Source organism: Ruminococcus bicirculans (ex Wegman et al. 2014), from assembly GCF_000723465.1.
GTDB classification, from domain to species: Bacteria; Bacillota; Clostridia; order Oscillospirales; family Ruminococcaceae; genus Hominimerdicola; species Hominimerdicola aceti.
Genome location: NZ_HF545616.1, coordinates 1,031,808 through 1,052,806 on the forward strand (window position 1 = coordinate 1,031,808; position 20,999 = coordinate 1,052,806).

The 20,999-nt window shown below is 39.9% G+C and carries 23 protein-coding genes and 1 pseudogene; 18 read left to right on the forward strand and 6 right to left on the reverse strand.

The window, feature by feature from the left end; translation table 11 throughout:
- The first annotated feature begins 2 nt into the window (after nucleotides 1–2).
- A complete protein-coding gene (locus RBI_RS04645; RefSeq protein ID WP_038671399.1) occupies nucleotides 3–674 on the forward strand; it encodes a DUF5104 domain-containing protein in 672 nt (223 codons plus the stop codon).
- A gap of 84 nt (nucleotides 675–758) precedes the next feature.
- Here RBI_RS04645 and RBI_RS04650 read toward each other — a convergent pair.
- Nucleotides 759–1,920, reverse strand: a protein-coding gene (locus RBI_RS04650) for an IS3 family transposase (protein ID WP_242843625.1) whose coding sequence is annotated in 2 segments (ribosomal slippage) — nucleotides 759–1,634 and nucleotides 1,636–1,920 — 1,161 coding nt in all. Because the reading frame shifts where the segments join, the coding sequence is not laid out codon by codon here.
- A 352-nt stretch (nucleotides 1,921–2,272) separates the two neighbouring features.
- Between RBI_RS04650 and RBI_RS04665 the strand changes: the two genes are divergently transcribed.
- The 5 genes from RBI_RS04665 (at nucleotide 2,273) to RBI_RS04680 (ending at nucleotide 6,187) form a co-directional block, all read left to right on the forward strand.
- A complete protein-coding gene (locus tag RBI_RS04665) occupies nucleotides 2,273–2,803 on the forward strand; it encodes a DUF5104 domain-containing protein (RefSeq protein ID WP_038671404.1) in 531 nt (176 codons plus the stop codon).
- 99 nt (nucleotides 2,804–2,902) lie between these two features.
- Nucleotides 2,903–3,154: a hypothetical protein gene (locus RBI_RS04670; RefSeq protein WP_158455097.1), complete on the forward strand. Its 252-nt coding sequence runs from the start codon at nucleotides 2,903–2,905 to the stop codon at nucleotides 3,152–3,154.
- A gap of 261 nt (nucleotides 3,155–3,415) precedes the next feature.
- The gene (locus tag RBI_RS04675; protein WP_038671408.1) at nucleotides 3,416–5,059 is read left to right on the forward strand and encodes a fibronectin type III domain-containing protein; all 1,644 of its coding nucleotides are present in this window, start codon (nucleotides 3,416–3,418) and stop codon (nucleotides 5,057–5,059) included.
- Nucleotides 5,060–5,654: 595 nt separating this feature from the next.
- Nucleotides 5,655–5,789, forward strand: coding sequence for a hypothetical protein (locus RBI_RS14525; RefSeq protein ID WP_337795318.1), 135 nt, complete (start codon nucleotides 5,655–5,657; stop codon nucleotides 5,787–5,789).
- 218 nt (nucleotides 5,790–6,007) lie between these two features.
- Nucleotides 6,008–6,187, forward strand: a complete 180-nt coding sequence (locus tag RBI_RS04680) for a hypothetical protein (RefSeq protein ID WP_148303566.1) — start codon at nucleotides 6,008–6,010, stop codon at nucleotides 6,185–6,187.
- Between the two features lie 36 nt (nucleotides 6,188–6,223).
- Here the strand turns inward: RBI_RS04680 and RBI_RS04685 are convergent, their stop codons facing one another.
- Together RBI_RS04685 and RBI_RS04690 are read right to left on the reverse strand one after the other, a co-directional pair.
- A complete protein-coding gene (locus RBI_RS04685) occupies nucleotides 6,224–6,856 on the reverse strand; it encodes a ThuA domain-containing protein (protein WP_038671412.1) in 633 nt (210 codons plus the stop codon).
- Nucleotides 6,857–6,939: 83 nt separating this feature from the next.
- Complete coding sequence (locus tag RBI_RS04690) at nucleotides 6,940–7,152, reverse strand: Arc family DNA-binding protein (RefSeq protein ID WP_051706451.1); 213 nt, start codon at nucleotides 7,150–7,152, stop codon at nucleotides 6,940–6,942.
- A gap of 192 nt (nucleotides 7,153–7,344) precedes the next feature.
- Here RBI_RS04690 and RBI_RS14930 point away from each other — a divergent pair, with 192 nt between their 5' ends.
- Complete coding sequence (locus RBI_RS14930; RefSeq protein WP_158455100.1) at nucleotides 7,345–7,485, forward strand: hypothetical protein; 141 nt, start codon at nucleotides 7,345–7,347, stop codon at nucleotides 7,483–7,485.
- A 186-nt stretch (nucleotides 7,486–7,671) separates the two neighbouring features.
- Here RBI_RS14930 and RBI_RS04700 read toward each other — a convergent pair whose 3' ends face one another.
- Nucleotides 7,672–8,625 (reverse strand): AraC family transcriptional regulator, encoded by a 954-nt coding sequence (locus RBI_RS04700; RefSeq protein WP_051706453.1) that lies wholly within the window; start codon nucleotides 8,623–8,625, stop codon nucleotides 7,672–7,674.
- A gap of 111 nt (nucleotides 8,626–8,736) precedes the next feature.
- Between RBI_RS04700 and RBI_RS04705 the strand changes: the two genes are divergently transcribed.
- Nucleotides 8,737–9,921, forward strand: a complete 1,185-nt coding sequence (locus tag RBI_RS04705) for an MFS transporter (RefSeq protein ID WP_038671415.1) — start codon at nucleotides 8,737–8,739, stop codon at nucleotides 9,919–9,921.
- A gap of 108 nt (nucleotides 9,922–10,029) precedes the next feature.
- Here RBI_RS04705 and RBI_RS04710 read toward each other — a convergent pair whose 3' ends face one another.
- Nucleotides 10,030–10,677: an AraC family transcriptional regulator gene (locus RBI_RS04710; RefSeq protein WP_367576861.1), complete on the reverse strand. Its 648-nt coding sequence runs from the start codon at nucleotides 10,675–10,677 to the stop codon at nucleotides 10,030–10,032.
- Between the two features lie 118 nt (nucleotides 10,678–10,795).
- Here RBI_RS04710 and RBI_RS04715 point away from each other — a divergent pair, with 118 nt between their 5' ends.
- The 7 genes and pseudogenes from RBI_RS04715 to RBI_RS14530 all read left to right on the forward strand — a co-directional run.
- Nucleotides 10,796–11,728: an IS481 family transposase gene (locus RBI_RS04715; protein ID WP_038671142.1), complete on the forward strand. Its 933-nt coding sequence runs from the start codon at nucleotides 10,796–10,798 to the stop codon at nucleotides 11,726–11,728.
- A gap of 974 nt (nucleotides 11,729–12,702) precedes the next feature.
- The gene (locus RBI_RS04720; RefSeq protein WP_038671417.1) at nucleotides 12,703–13,821 is read left to right on the forward strand and encodes a hypothetical protein; all 1,119 of its coding nucleotides are present in this window, start codon (nucleotides 12,703–12,705) and stop codon (nucleotides 13,819–13,821) included.
- 11 nt (nucleotides 13,822–13,832) lie between these two features.
- Nucleotides 13,833–14,696 (forward strand): hypothetical protein, encoded by an 864-nt coding sequence (locus RBI_RS04725; RefSeq protein ID WP_038671419.1) that lies wholly within the window; start codon nucleotides 13,833–13,835, stop codon nucleotides 14,694–14,696.
- 3 nt (nucleotides 14,697–14,699) lie between these two features.
- Nucleotides 14,700–15,572 (forward strand): hypothetical protein, encoded by an 873-nt coding sequence (locus tag RBI_RS04730; RefSeq protein ID WP_038671421.1) that lies wholly within the window; start codon nucleotides 14,700–14,702, stop codon nucleotides 15,570–15,572.
- A gap of 9 nt (nucleotides 15,573–15,581) precedes the next feature.
- Entirely contained in the window at nucleotides 15,582–16,220 is a 639-nt protein-coding gene (locus RBI_RS04735; protein WP_038671423.1) for an ATP-binding cassette domain-containing protein, read from the forward strand.
- Nucleotides 16,221–16,796: 576 nt separating this feature from the next.
- Nucleotides 16,797–17,843, forward strand: a complete 1,047-nt coding sequence (locus RBI_RS04740) for a Fic family protein (protein WP_038671425.1) — start codon at nucleotides 16,797–16,799, stop codon at nucleotides 17,841–17,843.
- 88 nt (nucleotides 17,844–17,931) lie between these two features.
- A pseudogene (locus RBI_RS14530) lies at nucleotides 17,932–18,192 on the forward strand (polymorphic toxin-type HINT domain-containing protein); the annotation flags it as partial.
- A gap of 21 nt (nucleotides 18,193–18,213) precedes the next feature.
- Here the strand turns inward: RBI_RS14530 and RBI_RS04745 are convergent.
- Nucleotides 18,214–19,146 carry an IS481 family transposase gene (locus RBI_RS04745; RefSeq protein WP_038671142.1) on the reverse strand — a complete coding sequence of 311 codons (933 nt, stop codon included), beginning with the start codon at nucleotides 19,144–19,146 and terminating at the stop codon, nucleotides 18,214–18,216.
- A gap of 23 nt (nucleotides 19,147–19,169) precedes the next feature.
- Here RBI_RS04745 and RBI_RS14535 point away from each other — a divergent pair, with 23 nt between their 5' ends.
- From RBI_RS14535 to RBI_RS14540, 3 genes are read left to right on the forward strand one after another with little or no spacing between them, the layout of a single operon-like run.
- Nucleotides 19,170–19,742, forward strand: coding sequence for a polymorphic toxin-type HINT domain-containing protein (locus RBI_RS14535; RefSeq protein WP_242843673.1), 573 nt, complete (start codon nucleotides 19,170–19,172; stop codon nucleotides 19,740–19,742).
- A gap of 4 nt (nucleotides 19,743–19,746) precedes the next feature.
- Nucleotides 19,747–20,262, forward strand: coding sequence for an Imm42 family immunity protein (locus RBI_RS04755; protein ID WP_038671428.1), 516 nt, complete (start codon nucleotides 19,747–19,749; stop codon nucleotides 20,260–20,262).
- Nucleotides 20,263–20,298: 36 nt separating this feature from the next.
- Complete coding sequence (locus tag RBI_RS14540) at nucleotides 20,299–20,994, forward strand: polymorphic toxin-type HINT domain-containing protein (RefSeq protein WP_148303570.1); 696 nt, start codon at nucleotides 20,299–20,301, stop codon at nucleotides 20,992–20,994.
- Nucleotides 20,995–20,999: the final 5 nt, after the last annotated feature.

The window sequence follows — 20,999 nt, forward strand, 5'->3', positions numbered from 1 at the left end:
TTATGTTAAAATTTAAAAACTTGCTTTGCTGCACAATGTCCGTAATATTGATGTTAAGCCTAATGTCCTGTTCTGTTGTAGAAAAATTGAACAGCCATTATGAAGGTGATCTCGTTATTGATCAGACGGAGAATGTGAGTGTTTCAGAAACAGTAATAAAGGCTTTGGAAAATAACGATGCGGACGCAATCAAAAATCTGTTTTCTGTTCGTGCCAAAGATCTTTGTCCGGATCTGGATGAAGGGATCGGATATATGCTCAGCATATATGAAGGCGAATTTGTTGAAATTACGCAGAATAATTCAAGCTCAAATAAATATTCGAGCGGTGGTGAAAGATGTATTGTTTCTCCGGTATGCGTTTTTAAAACAACAGAAAACTACTATAAGCTTACTTGGAATGCGTGGACGATAAATGAAAAAGATAAGGAAAAAGAAGGAGTCTACAGCATGAAACTCCAGATTTGGCCGGATGCCGGACTGGATCAGGGAGGTGAAGATCTTTTTGTTGCAGGGGTAGTGTATCCTGCTAATTCCGAGGAAAGTGATATGGCGTTTACTCTTTGGAAAAACATTTATCAGCAAAAAAATCATGACGATCGCATAGAGAGATTTCGTGAGCTGCTTTCTGACAATATGCTGGCTTCAGGCGTAACGGACGATGAAATAGTATAATGTCCCCCTTGTCAAGACACAAATGAAAAAAATTATCGTGACAGCGAAAACTTTGTATAGCCATCCAAAAAACGTAAGCAAAATTTATGCAGCATTGCATACAGACTTGGCTTGGTAAACCTGCACAGGCAACTTGTAGCCAAGCGCCTGATGGGGTCTTTCGTTGTTGTAATCCTTGATGTAACTACCAATCTGCTGGCGCAGCTCTCTGGGATTGCTGTATTCATTGATATAAATCAACTCCGTTTTCAAGCTGCGAAACCAGCGTTCAATTACCACATTATCCACCCATCTAGCTTTTCCGTCCATACTCTGGCGGATATTCTTCGCTTTCAGAAATTCAATATAGTCATTGCTTGTAAACTGGCTGCCCTGATCAGAATTGATAATTTCAGGATTGCCGTATTGTTCCATGGCATTTGTGACTGCTGCTAAAACCGGTGCAGTATCCAGCGTATCAGACAATTCATAGCCCACGATAAAACGGCTGTACCAATCAATAATCGCTGTCAGATACATATGGCTACGCCCCATTTTGATATAGGTGATGTCAATTGACCATACCTGATTTGGTCGGTCAATTTTTAGATTTTTCAGCAGATACGGAAATTTTAAACTGTTCTTTCCGGGCTTTGAAAGATTGGATTTCGGATAAACCGGACAGATATTCATTTCCGCCATATAACGTCTGACAAGCTTTCTGCCGATTGCAATCCCGTCTTCCTGTACAAGCTTTTCTTTGATTTTCCGATGACCAATGTAGCAGAATTTTGTGTGCCAGTAGTCAATACGTGATTTGATGTATTCCTCACGCTCCAAGGCTTTTTCTGCCGGTTCAACAGGCTGATAGTACATCGAAGTGCGGTTGATTTCAAGCAGTTCACACTGTTCCTTAATGTTCAGCCTATCATTCTTCATAACCAGACTTTTCCTTCCAGTCAGGTCCGAGCACTTCTTCAGATTTTTTTTTGAGCCAGTCCACCTGAACTGTCAGGTGACCGATTTTCTGCATAAGCTTTTCTTCCCGCTTTTTTGAGTTCTCAGCTGCTCTTTTTGCTTCCTTTTCTGATTTTGAACCATTAAAGGCACGGGATGCATTCTCAAGAAATTCCTTTTTCCAATTTTTCAGCTGATTGACGTTGATTCCTTCACGACTTGCTATCTCGCTGATCGTCTGCTCTCCCTCCAGTATTTCTATTACGATTTTTGCCTTGTACTCCGGTGTGTATGTGTTCCTCTTCGCCATTATCGTGTCCTCCTGTTTCTTTCTTTTATTATACCACTGTCACGATGTTTTGGCAATTTTGTGTTCAGTTTCTAGGGTACATTATATAGATCGCTTTTTTGATTACTGTCAGCCAATGCGAGAACTTCACGAAGGCTGGACGGAAATTGATGATGGAAATATTACCGTTTATATTACGTCCATGAAAAATGATACTCCGATATGTTTTTGTTTTAGACTTGACAAGGAACAAACGGATAAAATATCTTTTCTAAAATTTGTCGAGATAGACGATGAAAAGACTATCGGTGATTATAATTTATCGGAAAAAAATGCGGGAATTTATTTGCCGGATTAATGGAAGTGATTAATTATGAAAAAACTTATACTATCCGTTTTGCTTTTTTTACTGGTGGCGAGTTCTACAGGCTGTACTATATTAAACGATAGCCAAAGTTCAATAGAAAATGATGATAAATTAATTATCGATCAAACCTCAACGAAAAATACTTCGGATGTTCTGATACAAGCCTTGGAGACCAACGATGCTGAACTTTTTAAAAGCGTTTTTTCAGAGCAGACTTTGAAATTACAGCCTGATATTGATGAAGGTATCAAATACATATTTAATATATTTGAGGGTGACAATTTAGAGATAGTTTATGAAAATCAGTCATCAGAATCTTTTTCTGATTTGCAGGCAAAATGTGTATGGTCGATCTGTGTAATTAAGACTACTGAAAAATGCTATTCATTAACATGGACTGAGTGGGTACAGCAGGAAACTGATCCGTCTGCCCAAGGCGTATACAGCTTGATTTTTGAAGAATGTGAGGAAGATCAGAGAGGAGCAGGCGGCGGAGATCTGCTTGCCGGAATATATTACCCCGGATGTGAAACCTAGTCTGATATTTTAAACACATTTTTCGGGGCGATGCATAATAAAGACCGAGAAGAGCTTGAAACTATATTTTCCAATGAGTTTCTGGAGGATCCGGAAGCTGTGAAGAATATGGATAAATTTATAGAACGATATACTCCTTCATATTCTAATTTGTTAGCCGCATGGGAGGTCAATGATACTATTTGCATTCAACTAAGGCGTTTCGATGCTTTTATTTGTCTGCATTTTGATAATAAACAGACAGATAAAATATCATCTATTCGAGTATTTGACAGTACAACTGAAGATGAAGAAAGCATATCACGATACGATTTTAACCAAGATGAAATGGGAATTTATTTTCCAGATTAGTCAAATGCATCTTAATAAGTATCAATCAGAAGCTCACGTATATGTTTATAGCGGAAGCAAATATGAATATCTTGAAGCTAACAGTGCAACCATGATTTATTAAGAAGACGTTGTTGATCAATTGGAAAGGATATGAAACTGTCACGGCTTTCAGCAAGACTGTTTCGTGTTGATGAGCGTGGGTGGCAATTGAAAGGTGGTGAACTTATCTTAGAATAATTAATATATAAAAGACAAATATTGTGAAAAGGAGTTAATAATATGAAAACAACAAACTATCTCGCCGGACTAGCGGCAATAACAATGACATTCACAGGCGTGGCTGCTCCAATATCAGCTTATGCCGATGATATCTCGACGTCTGCAAGCATAGACTATGCAACATATGGCGACTTTGTGTATATCATAAAAGCTGATAAAACAGCCGAGATAGTAGAGTATAACGGCACAGATGAAAACGTTGTTATCCCTGCTGAACTCAATGGGTATACGATAACAGGTATAAGCGGTTGGTCGGGTAAACCTACAAATTCTCACCCTTTGGGTGTCATAACTGGTGCTTTTAAGAACAACAAGACCATTAAAACCGTAGTCATTCCTGATACAGTAAAATATATAGACGATGAAAGCTTTTATGGCTGCACAGCCCTTGAAAGCGTGATGTTTGGCAACGGTGTTGAAGAAATAGGCGATTATGCCTTTGAAAACTGCACTTCACTTTCCAAGGTATACATCCCTGTAAGCGTAAAGAAAATAGGCGCTGAGGCTTTTGGTTATACTTTCGGCTCAGAACTTACACTTAATAAAAACTTCTCAATGACCTGCTCTAAGGATAGCGCCGCTGAAAAGTATGCAAAAGAAAATGGTATCACATATGACACATATCAGGTAAAAATTGATGAGCTTGCCGTTTCAGGTATTAAGGACAAAGAGTACACAGGTAAGCCTGTTACGCAAAATATAGTTATCAAAAATGGCAATGTCGTCCTTGATGATGGTACTGACTATACTGTTACTTATTCTGCAAACACAAAGGTGGGTACTGTTGAAGTCACCATAACAGGAACAGGTTCATATATCGGCGAGATAAAGTCAAGCTTTGATATACTGCCTGCAAAACAGCAGATACAGAAGCTTGAAACACGCTTCAAAGGCTTTTTCATAGACTGGGCGCAGAAAGGCTCTGCAACAGGATATGAGATAGAATATAGCACAAATGCTGATTTTAAGGACAGCACGGTTAAAAAGCTTACCGCAAACAAACCTGATACTCTCACCATAAGCGGTCTGACAGCAGGAAATAAATATTATGTTCGTGTACGTTCCTACACAAACGTTGGCGAAAATGTATACTATGGAGCATGGTCAGACAGCAAAAATATTACCACTGCAAAGTATGACATTACAAAGTCAGCTATCTCAGGCATTTCTACAAAGACATACACAGGAAAGAATATCACGCAGAGCGTAAAGGTAAAATACAACGGCAAGACGCTTAAAAGCGGCACAGATTACACAGTTTCATATTCAAACAACAAAAAGGTAGGAACAGCCACAGTAAAGATAACAGGCAAAGGACAATACGGCGGAACTGTCAGCAAGACATTCAAGATAAACCCTGCCAAGCAGAAGATACAGAAGCTCACAGCGAAGTCAAAGGCTTTCTTTATTGATTGGGCGCAGAAAGGCTCTGCAACAGGTTATGAGGTGCAGTACGCCACAAACTCTAAGTTTACAGGCGCAAAGAAGCTTGATGTTGCAAACAACAAGACCGACAAAATGACGATCTCAAAGCTTTCGGCAAATAAGAAATACTATGTTAAGGTACGTTCCTATACGCTTGTAAAGGGTACTAAATATTTTGGAGAATGGTCGGCTGTTAAGAGTGTGACAACGAAGAAGTAGTATGCTTATAAACCGCAACCAAAATATGCTTTGTCTTGATGAATTTGATATACTTGAACTGCGTGAAAATGCAGATGAGTGTGATTAAATGGTGTTACTGAAACTATAAATGGATGTATAAAAGCAATTGCACGAGACGGGAAAGGTTATTCATTTGAAATTCTAAGAGGAAAGGTTCTTTATGGTCAAGCCTATAAAACCAAAGCCATTTTTTCGTATAATAAATTTTCTCCGACAATACACTATGTAACTGACCCTTCGACCCGCTCGTCATTAAATATGATTCAAAATCTTATGGATTCGTACAAACAGATATCAGGAGCTGATATTGATAGGTTAAAATTAGGACTGTTCTGAATAGAATAAGCTGCCACAGATTTTTTCTGTAGCAGCTTATTTTTTGTTTATGCTATTCCTTCTTGCGAAGATATCCATCATCATCATATTTCTTAGCTATATGCTGTGCAGCTTGCTAATCGCCCCATTTGTCTACAGCCTTATCCCAAATTGTCATATATTACAACCTGTTTTCTGAAAAAGTTTACATTTATCAACACGGAAGTTGAAATAGCCGAAATATGGGATCATTCAAAGCATGAACAGTGCCGGCGGAAGATGTCATGATAATGCACGCTGTGAAAGTATGTGGGGAATCTGCACCGCCAACGGCGGGCTGCCTCCGTCAACCCGAAGAAAGCTCTACTATGATCATATCTTTCTCGTTGCATAATTCTTGTTCGAATAAAATGTGTCAAGTGATATTGACAAAACCAGGTAGAACTTGTCCGGCAATTTTAACGCAGTAAACCGCATCATGACAAGTACAAGTCCCTTTCAGCACGGAAACAAAAAGATTATGCAAAGAAAAACGCTCCTGTACTGGAAAAGTACAAGAGCGTTGGAAGTCAGTTAAAATTATTGTATCCGGACGGCAGATTTCCGTCAGAAATGGTGCTTGACCGTCAAAGGCAGGCGTTGTATGAGGAACGGGAAAAACTTTATGAAGAATACCGCTACCTCAAAAAAGAATATGCTGATTTGGACAAGGCAAGTCAGACGATTGACGATTATCTTGAAGATTTGCGTAATGAGCCTGAACATAAAAGGAAGAAGGGTGAGTTAGAATAGCCGTGCAAACTGGAATTTGACGCTCTATTAATGCTATTAAACCCAATCAATAGCATTCTTTACAAGTTTGACAAATGGTTCACAGGTCAGATTTTGGGTAGTGTGTGCAGGAACGATACAGCAGATTTTTCCCTTGCCATAGGTGTGAATCCATACAGCAGGCTGAACGCCGTTCTTTGAAACGGTTTCTGCAAGAATCGTTGTATCAGCATTCGGAATCATTTTCATTACATAATGTTCGTCAAAATCAGGGAATGTGAATTTGCCAATGCCTTCAATAATCGGATGTTCTGCTATCGGTTTTACAGTAAGCGGACATTGTTCGGGATGAGTGATAAAGTTACTTCTTACAACATTTGTGAGGATTGCGTGATTTTCTGTGTAATCAGTAAGTGATGCGTGAAGCATAATCGTTCCCATACCATTCTGAACATCATTCAGAAATTTCTCCGTCCATTTTTCATCACACCAGATTGGAGTAGGAATCTGATCATTTTCAATAGGATCTTTGAAAGACAAAAACAAATCAAACTGCCCGTTGAAATAATCATTTGGCTTCTTTGTGAATGTTACTTCATAATCTGCGTTAAAAAGATAGTCCATCATAGGCTTGATGGAATCATCGTGATGCCAGTAATCGTGTACCAAAACAAATACTTTTTTACTCATAAGTTATACGTCCTTTCATCACCATTTTATGGCTACGTTTCTGTGAATTCTCATTTTTTAGATGTGCGTTAAATTCCGATTTGTCAATCTATTTCATTTTCCGCTTCCGGCTTATAGTTCTTTTCAATATATTCCTCTACAGCCTTGATAAACATCTGATTCATGCTCATGCCCATTTCAGCAGCGATAGTTTTCAGTTTTTCACGCTGTCCCTTTGGAACACGAATCTTGATGTCATCAAGGTTTGTTTTCACATACTTTGCCGTAATCGCTTTTCGTTTTTCGTTATAGTACATAGAAATCAATCCTTTCATATTGTACCCATTACTATAATTATACTATCTTAGAAGCTTTTTGTCAATTCATCTTATAAAAATTGTCCGGATTTTTTCAGAGAACTTTGTACGCATTGCGGCTTGAAAAAACAAGTGCAATGATATATAATAGTATTGTACCCAATATTAAAACATGAAAGGAGTTTTTCAAAAATGATTCAAAAAATAATTCCCATTGCAGCAAGTATTACTTTGATAGGCTCAGCAAGTCTGACAGCCTATGCCGATATGGTTTTGTCAATATCACTTGACACATTTTATACGAACAAGAATTATGCAACGAGAAAGATATGATCATAGTAGAGCTTTCTTCGGTCTGCCGGAGGCAACCCACCGTTGGCGGTGCAGATTGTTCCGGAACCTTCGGACAAGATCTCATCAATAATCTGAGTTGTATTATTAAGGTGTTCTTTTCTCTGCTTGCAGATTTTGTCATACTCTCTTAAATCTGATATCTTTTTATCAAGTTTAGCTATTTCATCAGCCCGACAGGACATTTGTGTCAGAATGTATATTTCTCATTGAATTACGCTCCGCACTGCGATAGTATTTTCTGTAATTTATCGGCGTAACGCCGTACAGCTTTTTGAATCTGCGGCAGAAATAGCCGATGTTCTCAAATCCCGTTTCCTGTGCTATGGTGCAAACGCTGTTTTCGGTATCAACAAGCAGTTTTGACGCACGTTTCAGTCTGTATTCCACAACGTAATTTATCGGCGAAGTGTGCAGGTATGTCCTGAAAATATTGAGAACACTGCTTTTGCTTATAAGAACTGTTCCTGCAATATCATCAAGTGTTATCTGACCGCTGTAATTATCATGAATATACTGCATCATTATCTGAAGCTTAGCCTGCGTCTGTGCGGAATGCCCGGACACGGGGCCGCAGTCTGTTATCTGTATGCTTTCATATAACAGGCGCCATAGTTTCAGCAGCAGTTCTACCGTTTCCATTTCAGAAGCCGTGCCAGAACCCTGCACAGCAAATACCGACCTCATTGTTTCGATAATGCTGTGGTGCGCTGTTTCTTCGGCGGAAAAAATCACACATTCGGTAGTTGATTCAATTATCGGTCTGATGTATCTGCTGTATATCAGACTGCCCTGCGGCGCAAGCAGAACAGGTGAAAAAACAATGTTCGGAATAATGGCGCTGTCTTCTGCTTCAAACCTGTGTATCACCTGAGAATTTATAAAGATCCCATCGCCCGAGCTTAGAACATACCTGTTTCCACCCACCAGAAAATCAGCCTTGCCATGCTGTACATAAACAAATTCGACCTCTGGGTGCCAGTGCCAGTCGATACAGTGAAAATCGAAATCCCAGATGTCCTCATAATAGTAGCTGAACGGATATTCTTCGCTGCCGTGACTTGCAGTTTCACGTAAGGTTTCGTCCGTTGTGATCCTGTCCTTTTTGATTGCATTTCCCATGTTCTCACCCTATTTACGATATTGTGTAATAAAAATGTGATTTTGTGTATTGAAATGTTACGACATTTACTATATAATCTAATTGTATCATTTGTAAAGGAGTTTGTCAATATGGCTGTAAATTACAGAAAAACACTTATATCCTGCTATCTTGGATTCATCACACAGGCAATAGCGGCTAATTTCGCTCCGCTTCTATTTCTCACATTTCATAATGGCTATGGTATTCCGTTTGGAAAAATCGCCCTTATCTCGTCGGTATTTTTTGTTACTCAGCTTATCATAGATGTGCTGTGTGCACGTTTCGCCGACAAGATCGGCTATCGGAAATGCGTTATCGGTTCGCAGGTGTTTTCTGCGCTGGGACTTATCGGGCTTGCTTTTCTGCCAGAACTGCTTCCCGATCCGTTTTCAGGAATAATTATAAGCACGGTCATATATGCAATGGGAAGCGGTCTGACCGAGGTACTTGTAAGCCCGATAGTTGAAGCCTGCCCGTTTGAGCACAAAGAAGCTGCAATGAGCCTGCTGCATTCATTCTACTGCTGGGGTTCGGTCGGAGTCATACTCATTTCAACACTGTTTTTTACTGTTTTCGGCATAGAAAACTGGAAGTGGCTATCTTGTATCTGGGCGATAATTCCGCTGGTGAATGTTTACAATTTTTCAGTATGTCCCATTGCACACCCCGTCGAGGACGGCGAGGGAATGCGTATCCGTGACCTGCTCAGAGTACCGCTGTTCTGGCTTGCGATACTGCTTATGGTTTGTGCGGGAGCCTCGGAGCTTTCAATGGCGCAGTGGGCGTCGGCATTTGCAGAATCCGCTCTCGGACTGACTAAATCAGTCGGAGATATTGCAGGTCCGTGTATGTTTGCGGTGACGATGGGCATAAGCCGTACACTTTACGGGAAGTACGGCGAAAAGATCGATCTTATGAAATTCATGATAGGCTCGGCGCTGCTGTGTCTGATCTGTTACATCACTGCATCCCTGTCGGGAATACCTGTAATCGGACTTCTAGGCTGCATAGTGTGCGGATTCTCGGTAGGTATCATGTGGCCCGGTTCTATAAGCATCTGTTCGGGAAAAATACCCACCGGCGGAACTGCAATGTTTGCACTCCTCGCCATGGCTGGTGACCTTGGCGGAGCACTCGGTCCCGCTATTGTAGGAAATATCACCCAGAGTGCAGGCGATGATATGCAGAAAGGTATGCTCGCAGGCTGCGCATTTCCCTTGATACTTATGATATCGCTCCTGCTGCTGAACAGAGTCAGACGCAGGAATAACTGATCGTATCCGGCAGGTTTATGCAAAGCTACAATAGGAAAAAGGCATCATGTATCCGGACATGATGCCTTTTTGTTTTTTTATACGGTGTCAGCGGTCAATTTACGAATTTCATAGAGCCTGTTCTATACTTCTGAACTGCGACGGAGTAATACTCTCGAACCTTTGGAAAATCTTGCAAAAATAACTGCTGTCACAGAAACCTGTTTCTCCAGCTATCTGATCGATAGTTTTCTGCGTTTCCGCCAGAAGCATTTTAGCCGCCTGTATATTGCGTTTTGTGATATATTCCATCGGTCGGCAGTTCAAGGTCTGCCTGAATAATCTGCACAAATGCTGCGAAGAAACGCCTGCGGCTTTACTTATGGATTCAAGACCGGGCTGTTTCATATAGTTTTCGTCAATATATGCGATCGCCTTTGTCACTGCAGGGGCGATTTGTACACTGCCTTTTACTTTCGCCGCAAGACGGCTCAATTCAATGAAAAAGCTGTACAGATAGCCCGACGCTCTGAAATTTCCGTCAACCTTGTCAGACAGGAGTGCCTCGTGCATACATCTGAAACAGTGGTCAAGATATGTAATTTCTTCCTTTGGAAGGGGAAAGATTTTTGGCTTGTCAAAGCCGAGTGCTTTAAGCATATCAGGGCAGGACTTTCCTGATGGTTTTATCCAATGCGTATCCCAGGATTCGTCCGTTGAATAATACTCATGCGGACAGCCGGCAGGGATAAAGAATGCGGTGTACGGTTTTATTATATTGTAGTGCTACAATAGATATTGGACAAAATTAAGAAAAAAGAAAAGAGAGATAGGCAAAAATCTGATAAAATAAAGTTACCACACAAATACAAATCAGAAAGGAAGCCTATCTCTCATGAATAGTATAACACAAGATATGAAGTTTCGTCAATCCTTAATGAATTACGCAAAGAAATATGGAGTGAGCCGAGCGAGCAGAAAATACAATAAATCACGTTCATATATATATTTCTGGCTGAAACGCTGGGACGGAAGTGTGGAGTCCCTCGCAGTTAAATCACGCCGACCGCATCATCATCCCAACGAGCATACCAAGGAAGAAATAGATCTTATCAAAAGGTATCACAAACGAAACCCAACGCTTGAGCTTCCCGAACTATGGCATCGTCTCAGAAAACAAGGGTATACACGCTGTCTTGAAAGTCTTTACAGGGTTATGAAAAAACTAGGAATGCTTCCGAAAAAGCCGAAGAAAGCGACGTATAAACCAAAGCCATACGAGCAGATGACATACCCCGGAGAGCGTATTCAGGTGGACGTAAAGGTAGTTCCGAGAAAGTGTATAGCTGACCCAGAGATGAAGCTGTACCAATACACGGCGATCGATGAGTATACCAGGATAAGATTTTTATACGGATATGAGGAGCAAAGCACCTATTCTTCAGCAGACTTTGTAAAAAGGCTGGTGAAATGGTACAAACGCAGAGGAATAACGGTGAAATGTATTCAGACCGACAATGGATTTGAATTTACTAACCGCTTTTCGCCAAGCAAAAGAGACAAGAAAACGCTGTTTGAGAATACGCTCTCACAACTTGGCATTGAACACAAACTCATTCGTCCATATACGCCCAGGCACAATGGCAAAGTAGAGCGCAGTCACCGAGAAGATCACAACAAATTCTATTCGTGCCATAGGTTTTATTCCTGCGACGACTTAAACGTGCAGCTAGCTGCACGTTTAAGTCGAACAAACAACCGTCCTATGCGTCCCCTCAAATGGTTTTCGCCTATCGAATTTCTTAATAATAGTGTCCAATATGATTGACAAACCTACAGAATGCGGTGTACGGTTTTATTATATGTTTCTCTCTGTTCATTATAAGTACGCCGCTGCCTTTTGTACAATAAAGAGCCTTTGCATAATTGTCGCCTTTGTCGCATTTAACATGATACTACCATTCGTTCAGCCCTACGCTCACCAAAAAGACGGGAAGACTGCTTTCTTTACTGATTATCGGATAATCGTAGAATTTCAAAATTAATTCACCGCCTGTGCTAAAATCGTTATATCTTAATAATATCATTCATTGACTTGTATGTCAATAAGCGTTATAATTCGGCTATTTCAACTTCCGTGTTGATGTTAACAAGTATTTAACAATCAACTTATGTAAAATGAAATAATTTAGAACGCAATATTTGTTCAGCTATACGAAAATCTTGTGCATATGAGAGAAATATGCAGAATATAGTGACTTTTGGTGTTATATGTTTTAAAATAATGTATGCATAGATAAAAAAGTCTATTGCAAAAAAATGTGGTGAGTCCAATGAAGATGTGAATATTCATTATGCACAATTATCCGTTGCAATAATTGTGTTATATGATGAAATTGAATTTATTTGCAACAAAACTTGAAGAAAATCACACCTATATTATGAAAAATATCGTTAAGAGAATCGCAGCTCAGGATGATTATGTTAGGGTCAACTACCGAATTGACAATATCTCAAATGCTACATCCGTTTCCTATAGAACAACGGTTGGAGGTACATATATTGCAAGTGGAGAAATATCAAGTAAAGGAAACCATACTACGAAACACACTAATGCGACATACATTGATAAAGGTGAACGTATTTTGTGCACCATGTCACTCAATCCAGCTCCGTCAGGTGTAGGTAGTCAGGCTTCAGGATATGTTAGCGGTAAATAAAATTTAAACTAAGGCAATATCACTAACTATCTTTTTATGTGATATTGATCGGCAGCAATAACCCCAAAGAAAGGAATGACATATGAAAAATATCAGAAAAACAAAAGTATTATTGCCCGTGATGTTGGCGGCTGTGGCGCTGTCAGCTTGTGAAAATACTCCCGACAATATCAGAAGTAATAAGCATTCGGCTGAGGTGGACAGCGGCGAGGCTTATGTTTCGCCCGAGAATATTTATGACAGCTTTGACGCTGCTTTTGAAAAAGAGTATGCAAAATTCAAGCTGCCCGAAAAATCGGCGGTGAGCATTTGCAAACCTGACGGTGTTTATGATTTCGAGCTTGCATATATCAATGCCGAAAATGATATGGACTGGCTGTCGTCAAAAGTGGAAGAGCTGCAAAGTGCCTTGGATATCAAGATCGATGGTAAGATCGAAACTGTGGAAGATCAGGCACAGCTCCAGGACGAACATAACAAACTTAAAATAACACGCTTTGCACAGCCTTATTGCTGTTGGGAGGCAAGCGAAAACGGCGTAAATACCGCAGACGCTGACGCCGATAATATGGAGCTTTTTTATCTCGACAGACCAACTTCTGAAAATGCTGACAGCGGACTTTTGTCTGCTGCGGACAAGGCAAAGACTTTGGCGGACACGTTCAGCAATGTGCTTGGAGAGGAGCTTGACAATGTGGTCAGTGACGGGTATATAATCACCACCGACAGCGGCGTTGGCTATGAGATCGAGATACAAAAGGCATATAAAGGTATCGGCATACAAAATGTTTTTTCCTCGAATGCTGACGATACGCTGTTCGTGAAGGGCAATGCGCTTATGACCTATTCAATGCAGACTTATACCGATCTCGACGCAAACTTTGGCCCCGAATATTACATAGGTTGTAACGCTTTCAAGGTGGCAAAGGCTGAGAAAATAGACAAAATGTTGTCTTTCAAGGGTGCTTGCGATCTGCTTGAAGAAAATCTTGCGGACAAGATCGATATACAGTTTGATGACGTCAAGCTTATGTATGAACCTCGTGGCGAGAGTACCGAAGTCGGCGAAAGTGCGGATAATATATGCTGTACGCCAAAGTGGTATTTTATTATCGACGATAAGCAGCCGACAGGTCTGCACGCAATAAATTATGTGACAGTCGATTGCGTTACGGGCGAGATATATGTGCTTATTCCATAGGGGGTGGGGCAATGAAAGCACTTAAATGCGACCTTAACAAGAGTATACTGAATATCGGATATGTCGGTGCGGTGCTGCTCACGACCCTGCTTTGCTTTACCGCAAAGGCGTATACCGACCCGAACACGGCGAAGATATACACGGTGTTTGAGTGCATTGCAAAGCTTGACAAACAGCTTTTTGCTGATGATTATTCCTTCAGTTCCTATCTGATATTCGCAAAAGGTATGTCGGGATATATGGCAATGTTTCTGCCTATAATAGCGGCTTTTCCCTTTATGACGGCATTTTGTGCAGAGCGAAACGGCGGTTCAATGCGGTTCACCATAACCAGGACAGGCGGATTGAGATATTATCTGTCAAAATTCTGCTCAGCATTTTTGTGCGGCGGTTCAGCCGTTCTATTCGGATATATAATTTTCGGCGTTATCGTGCGAATGATTTTTCCTTCATTGAGCCAATATGAACTTTCCGCAGATAACTTGTCATTCGTGCTTGTGAACAACAAAAACGAACTTATAGGCGTGTTAAGATATATGCTTTCAGCGTTTTTGTATGGAGCCATAAGCACAATGCCTGCGCTATTCATAAGCTCATTCTGCAAAAATCCATATCTTATAACCTGCGTGCCATTTATGGTAACATATATGTGGCAGATAACTGTGCAGAAACTTATTGCAAATTCAATGATGAAAGAGGATTTCGACAGGGCAAGTATATTGGAGAATTTTTATCCCAACAGCATAATGAATTTGTCATATTACACAGCTTTTGCTGACACAAAATACATTCTGTTTTTCAATTTCGGGATAATACTTTTCTCTGTGATAGGTTTTATAGTAATAATGAATATGCGGCTGGACAAAGGGGTGTAAGCGATGAAAAATTTTAGTTTAAAACAAGCCTTTTCCTGTGCGGCAACGGAATTTGTAAAGTGGGTCTGTGACGCACGAATGGTGATCGTTGCGGTGCTGCTCATATTCATAAATAATTTTGCAGTTTCTCCGCTGACTAACAATGCAGAGCTTATGGGTGAGCCGCTTAACATACTAGAGCCATTTATAGCGGTAGCAAATTCTGAGATACTGATACTTATAATCCCCATAGTTTTTCTTACCCTCATTGCTGATTATCCGAAAGTTGACACCAATACCGTGTTTTATATCGTTCGTATCGGCAGGGCGAACTGGTTTGTGGGGCAGATCTTGAAGCTTGTTTTTATGATAATATCATATCTTGCGGTAATATTTCTCGGCACAGTTTTGCCAATGCTTTCAAAGGGTTTTTGGTACAATGGCTGGAGCAATGTTGCCACGGGTTTTGTGAAAATGTTCCCCGACAGGCGAGGCGATTTCGGCGTTGAGCTGCTTCCAGAAAATCTCTACAATCAGCTTTCGGTATTTGAGGCGGCGGTAAAAAGCTATCTGCTCGTGGCGGCGTATTTGATGATAATAGGGCTGATACTGCTGGTATTTTCGCTGTTCAAGCGCAAGACTGTGGGCTTTATCATATGCGGCGGAATGATATCACTTGGAATGGCGTTCAGTGCTATAAGGACAAATCTTATGTGGACAATGCCAATGGCAAACTCAATAACTTGGCTGCATTACACGAAATATTTCAAAAAGCCAATAATGCCGATGAGCTTTTCTGTGATTTATCTGCTAGTACTTATTGCGGTTCTGCTGGTTTTCGGAGGGATAGCCATTGGTAAGTTTAATTATGATAATGTGACTGAGGTTGCAAGTTAGGGGGACAAAATGGATATCATCAATGTAAATGACGTATGCCTTACGCTTGGCAAAACGGAGATACTAAAGCACATAAACGTGTCCTTTGAGGAGGGCAAGATACACGGACTTATCGGCAGAAACGGCAGCGGCAAAACGATGCTGATGAAGTGCATATGCGGTTTTATCAAGCCCACGAGCGGTGTGATAACAGTTGACGGCAAGCAGGTCGGCAAGGACGTTGACTTTCCGAAAGAGATGGGAATAATCATCGAAACGCCGGGCTTTATCCCTTACTATTCGGGCTATAAAAATTTAAAGCTCCTCGCAGGGCTGAACAACAAGATCGGCAAAGAGGAGATACGCAGCAGTATGAAGCAAGTAGGGCTTGACCCTGACTTAAAGCGCCACGTTCGTAAATACAGTCTAGGTATGCGGCAGCGTTTGGGACTTGCACAAGCCATTATGGAAAATCCGAAGATACTTATTCTCGACGAGCCGTTTAACGGTCTTGACAAGGACGGAGTAAAAGAAATGCGTGAGTACCTACTTTCATACAAGGAGCAGGGCAAGACTATTCTCATATGCTCACACTCTGCGGAGGACATCTCAGTGCTGTGCGATACTGTGCATGAAATGGATAAGGGAGTCATTGAGGGAGTAAGGTGACATAGACTGAGTAAGTATGGATTCGTACAAACAGATATCAGGAGCTAATATTGATAGGTTAAAATTAGGACTATTCTGAATAGAATAAGCTGCCACAGATTTTTTCTGTAGCAGCTTATTTTTTGTTTATGCTATTCTTTCTTGCGAAGATATCCGTCATCATATTTCTTAGCTATATGCTGTGCAGCTTGCCAAACACCCCATTTGTCTACAGCCTTATCCCAAATTGTCATATATTACAACATGTTTTCTGAAAAAGTTTACATTTATCAACATGGAAGTTGAAATAGCCATATAAATTTATCAAATTCCATTAGCATCTATCACTGATAGGTGCTTTTTTTCATAACCAAAACAAGAAATGTGGGGAACAATTTATGATATAAAATTACGAATATGCTCCCCAATGCTATAGATACCAAAAGAGTCGAGAAATCGGCTCTTTTATACAGTAGAGGGATACTGTTTGATATATTCCCTTATTTCACACATAATATTAAGGACAAATTTGCTTATTCTATTGACATTTCCCTTATTTTATGATATAGTTTAATGGAAAATAATGGAGGTAAGGAAATGAGAAGTTTTAATTACTCTGCTTTTAAAGAACAAAAGTGGGATTCTGGTATTCTCGGACTTATAGCGGCCATATACAAAGAGGCTGGAAAACAGGAACAGTATCTGAAACAGCGTCCGCAAGAGATGGAGAAGCTTATTGAGATAGCAAAAATTCAAAGTACCGAAGCTTCAAATGCGATAGAGGGTATCGTAACAACAAGCACGAGGATCAAACAGTTGGTCGAAGAAAAGACTACTCCTCGAAATCGTGACGAGCAGGAGATCGCAGGGTATAGAGACGTGCTGAACGTTATACACGAAAGCTTTGACGCTATTCCGATAATTCAGAACTATATTCTGCAGCTTCACAAAATGCTTTATAGTCATATGAACAATCCGCTTGCTGGCAGAACAAAAAGCGTGCAGAATTATATCAGTGCGGCTTACCCCGATGGACATACAGAAATACTGTTTACTTCGCTCGCGCCAAATGAAACATCTGAGGCATTTGACAGGATATGTGAAGAGTACAATCGTGTTATCGGTAATTTGGAGGTTGAGCCGCTTATAATTATTCCTATATTTATCCACGATTTTCTCTGTATACACCCTTTTAATGACGGCAACGGAAGAATGAGCCGTCTGCTTACCACTCTTCTGCTGTATCAGAATGGCTTTTACATTGGCAAATATATATCGCTCGAGGCAAAGATCTCTAAGAACAAAGATCTGTATTACAGTGCTATGAGTCAGTCGCAGACGGGCTGGCACGAGGGCAAAGAGGATGCTTTGCCATTTATAAAGTACATTTTAGGCACGATACTTGCATCGTATAAAGATTTTGAAGAGCGTATCTCGCTTGTTCAAGAAAAACTGCCTGCACTTGAGATGGTCAGAATGGCAAGCAAAAGCAAAATAGGACGATTTAACAAGCAGGATATAAGGGAACTCTGTCCTACTCTCAGTGACAGTTCTATCGAAGGTGCACTAAGAAAACTTGTTGCCGCAGGAGAACTAAAAAAAGAGGGCAAGGGAAAGAGCACCTGCTATTTCAGATTAAATTAGATTAGAAGATGTTCTACACATCGCATGACTAGGTTTTGGCGGACTTGGAGCGGCAGGTGAGTTTTTAGGTAATGCCAAGGCGGTTAGTTTGCTTGCCATAGAAAAGATAAAGTCAGGAGATAAAGTCATTTCAACAGACCCTGAAACAATGGAAACTTCTCCGAAAACTGTTCTTGAAACCTACATAAGAGAGGTAACAACGCTTGTTCATCTCACTGTGAACAATGAAGAAATCGTTACAACTGTTGACCACCCGTTCTATGTAAAAAATCAAGGCTTTATCAAAGCAGGAGAACTAATAGTTGGTGATGAACTCCTTGATGTAAACGGAAATGTTCTTTTAGTTGAAAATTTTGATGTTGTAGGTTTGTCAATCATATTGGACACTATTATTAAGAAATTCGATAGGCGAAAACCATTTGAGGGGACGCATAGGACGGTTGTTTGTTCGACTTAAACGTGCAGCTAGCTGCACGTTTAAGTCGTCGCAGGAATAAAACCTATGGCACGAATAGAATTTGTTGTGATCTTCTCGGTGACTGCGCTCTACTTTGCCATTGTGCCTGGGCGTATATGGACGAATGAGTTTGTGTTCAATGCCAAGTTGTGAGAGCGTATTCTCAAACAGCGTTTTCTTGTCTCTTTTGCTTGGCGAAAAGCGGTTAGTAAATTCAAATCCATTGTCGGTCTGAATACATTTCACCGTTATTCCTCTGCGTTTGTACCATTTCACCAGCCTTTTTACAAAGTCTGCTGAAGAATAGGTGCTTTGCTCCTCATATCCGTATAAAAATCTTATCCTGGTATACTCATCGATCGCCGTGTATTGGTACAGCTTCATCTCTGGGTCAGCTATACACTTTCTCGGAACTACCTTTACGTCCACCTGAATACGCTCTCCGGGGTATGTCATCTGCTCGTATGGCTTTGGTTTATACGTCGCTTTCTTCGGCTTTTTCGGAAGCATTCCTAGTTTTTTCATAACCCTGTAAAGACTTTCAAGACAGCGTGTATACCCTTGTTTTCTGAGACGATGCCATAGTTCGGGAAGCTCAAGCGTTGGGTTTCGTTTGTGATACCTTTTGATAAGATCTATTTCTTCCTTGGTATGCTCGTTGGGATGATGATGCGGTCGGCGTGATTTAACTGCGAGGGACTCCACACTTCCGTCCCAGCGTTTCAGCCAGAAATATATATATGAACGTGATTTATTGTATTTTCTGCTCGCTCGGCTCACTCCATATTTCTTTGCGTAATTCATTAAGGATTGACGAAACTTCATATCTTGTGTTATACTATTCATGAGAGATAGGCTTCCTTTCTGATTTGTATTTGTGTGGTAACTTTATTTTATCAGATTTTTGCCTATCTCTCTTTTCTTTTTTCTTAATTTTGTCCAATATCTATTGTAGCACTACAGTTCTTTTAGTTGAAAATTTTGATGTTGAGTTGACAGATAAACCCGTAAAGGTGTATAATTTTCAGGTAGAAGATTTTCATACATGTCACGTTAGCGGATTAGCTATATTGGTACATAATGCAGGTGACGATTATAGAAATGTTCCTGTACCAGAAAGAAAAAAGGCTTCTAATGGACTTGGTTATAAATCTAATCCTAAACATACGCCTGGTCAACCTGGAAATAGACCGAATGCAGGAACTGAGCCACGAAATTCTTTTGAATTGTTTGGAGATTCAACACCTTCAGACAAAAATCCTAGACAGCGGTATACTTATGAAAAATCTACAGGGACACTTCATCGTTTTTCACCTACTGAAAATGATGGCTCATTATGGCATTGGAGTGGTTCGACAAATCAGGGACCAAATTCATTAAAAGGCAGTCAGGTTCCAAATGATATAAAGAATTTATTTCATTTGCCCAAGAAAGGATGGTAAAATAATGGTTATTGGAGATCCATATAAATTCTCGATAATATTTGACAGAGTAGACAAATGGAACATGAGCATAAATGATAATAATGGCTATTTAAATTTGAGCATAGATAGTGAAATATTTCCCAAGAAGCTTATAAATACTATAGTAAATACGTCATTGTTTGATATAAAAAATTCTTTGAATAATATTCCTGTTGATACAAGCATTTACAATATGAATACATCTGAAGCCTTTAAAACTTTATACAATCTTGTTTATCCAGTTGAATTTGAAAATGATAATGACTATCGATACGAATTATCTCCAATGGCATTGACAGATGAAAATGCATTTGTTTTTGCCGTTAAAGGAAAAGGAAAGGTAAAAATTGTAGCCTCTATATTAGAATATGATTATGAAAACAGCAGACATATATTCAATGATAAAGTAATAGAAGTTATACTTGAACAAGATGAGATTGCAGAAATTGTAAATAATATTGATGATATTATAAATGGATATATAGAACCTGAAGAATAGTTTTTTGAAGGATGCTTAGAAAAAGTTAACACACTCATTCATCTTACTGTGAACGGCGAAGAAATAATCACTACAGTTGACCACCCGTTCTATGTAAAAAATCAAGGCTTTATCAAAGCAGGAGAACTAATAGTTGGTGATGAACTTCTTGATGTAAACGGAAATGTTCTTTTAGTTGAAAATTTTGCTGTCGAGTTGACAGACGAACCTACAACGGTGTATAATTTTCAAGTGGAGGATTTTCATACTTACTATGTTGGTAAGAACGGGATTTTGGTTCATAATGCAGATTACTCCACAGTTGTTACACCCGATATGGAAAATAAAATACTTGAAGGTGAACGTGTAGGTTCTTCCAACAGAATTAAGGGTGGACATTCACCCAAAATAAATGATGCTAATCCTAAATATTCAGTAGAAGTACAACAAACATTCCCAGATGGAACTAAAAAAATTAAATTCATAACAGAGTTTCCAGATGGAAATGTATCCAAAATTAAAACAAGCACTATTTTCCCGGATAACTGGTCTGATGCTAAGATTATTGATAGTATAAAACAAGTTGGAGATGGCGTTCCTATTGGTAAAAGAATAGCCGACAATTCGTATTTATATAGAGATATTATCGATGGAGTTCAAATAGAAGTTATAAAACAAGGAAACAACGTAATCGCAGGATATCCAACAGGTGGCGGAACAACTGGCTTGCCAACTGGGTTTACATCCAAATAGGAGGA

What these genes read in the sequence shown, in the direction of transcription:
- RBI_RS04675 (WP_038671408.1), top strand. Translation starts at nt 3,416, where the DNA reads ATGAAAACAACAAACTATCTCGCCGGACTAGCGGCAATAACAATGACA.
- RBI_RS04715 (WP_038671142.1), top strand. Translation starts at nt 10,796, where the DNA reads ATGAATAGTATAACACAAGATATGAAGTTTCGTCAATCCTTAATGAAT.
- RBI_RS04755 (WP_038671428.1), top strand. Translation starts at nt 19,747, where the DNA reads ATGGTTATTGGAGATCCATATAAATTCTCGATAATATTTGACAGAGTA.
- RBI_RS04680 (WP_148303566.1), top strand. Translation starts at nt 6,008, where the DNA reads ATGGTGCTTGACCGTCAAAGGCAGGCGTTGTATGAGGAACGGGAAAAA.
- RBI_RS04725 (WP_038671419.1), top strand. Translation starts at nt 13,833, where the DNA reads ATGAAAGCACTTAAATGCGACCTTAACAAGAGTATACTGAATATCGGA.
- RBI_RS04705 (WP_038671415.1), top strand. Translation starts at nt 8,737, where the DNA reads ATGGCTGTAAATTACAGAAAAACACTTATATCCTGCTATCTTGGATTC.
- RBI_RS04665 (WP_038671404.1), top strand. Translation starts at nt 2,273, where the DNA reads ATGAAAAAACTTATACTATCCGTTTTGCTTTTTTTACTGGTGGCGAGT.
- RBI_RS04745 (WP_038671142.1), bottom strand. Translation starts at nt 19,146, where the DNA reads ATGAATAGTATAACACAAGATATGAAGTTTCGTCAATCCTTAATGAAT.
- RBI_RS04730 (WP_038671421.1), top strand. Translation starts at nt 14,700, where the DNA reads ATGAAAAATTTTAGTTTAAAACAAGCCTTTTCCTGTGCGGCAACGGAA.
- RBI_RS04700 (WP_051706453.1), bottom strand. Translation starts at nt 8,625, where the DNA reads ATGGGAAATGCAATCAAAAAGGACAGGATCACAACGGACGAAACCTTA.
- RBI_RS04720 (WP_038671417.1), top strand. Translation starts at nt 12,703, where the DNA reads ATGAAAAATATCAGAAAAACAAAAGTATTATTGCCCGTGATGTTGGCG.
- RBI_RS04740 (WP_038671425.1), top strand. Translation starts at nt 16,797, where the DNA reads ATGAGAAGTTTTAATTACTCTGCTTTTAAAGAACAAAAGTGGGATTCT.
- RBI_RS04735 (WP_038671423.1), top strand. Translation starts at nt 15,582, where the DNA reads ATGGATATCATCAATGTAAATGACGTATGCCTTACGCTTGGCAAAACG.
- RBI_RS04685 (WP_038671412.1), bottom strand. Translation starts at nt 6,856, where the DNA reads ATGAGTAAAAAAGTATTTGTTTTGGTACACGATTACTGGCATCACGAT.
- RBI_RS04690 (WP_051706451.1), bottom strand. Translation starts at nt 7,152, where the DNA reads ATGTACTATAACGAAAAACGAAAAGCGATTACGGCAAAGTATGTGAAA.
- RBI_RS04645 (WP_038671399.1), top strand. Translation starts at nt 3, where the DNA reads ATGTTAAAATTTAAAAACTTGCTTTGCTGCACAATGTCCGTAATATTG.
- RBI_RS14525 (WP_337795318.1), top strand. Translation starts at nt 5,655, where the DNA reads ATGAACAGTGCCGGCGGAAGATGTCATGATAATGCACGCTGTGAAAGT.
- RBI_RS14930 (WP_158455100.1), top strand. Translation starts at nt 7,345, where the DNA reads ATGATTCAAAAAATAATTCCCATTGCAGCAAGTATTACTTTGATAGGC.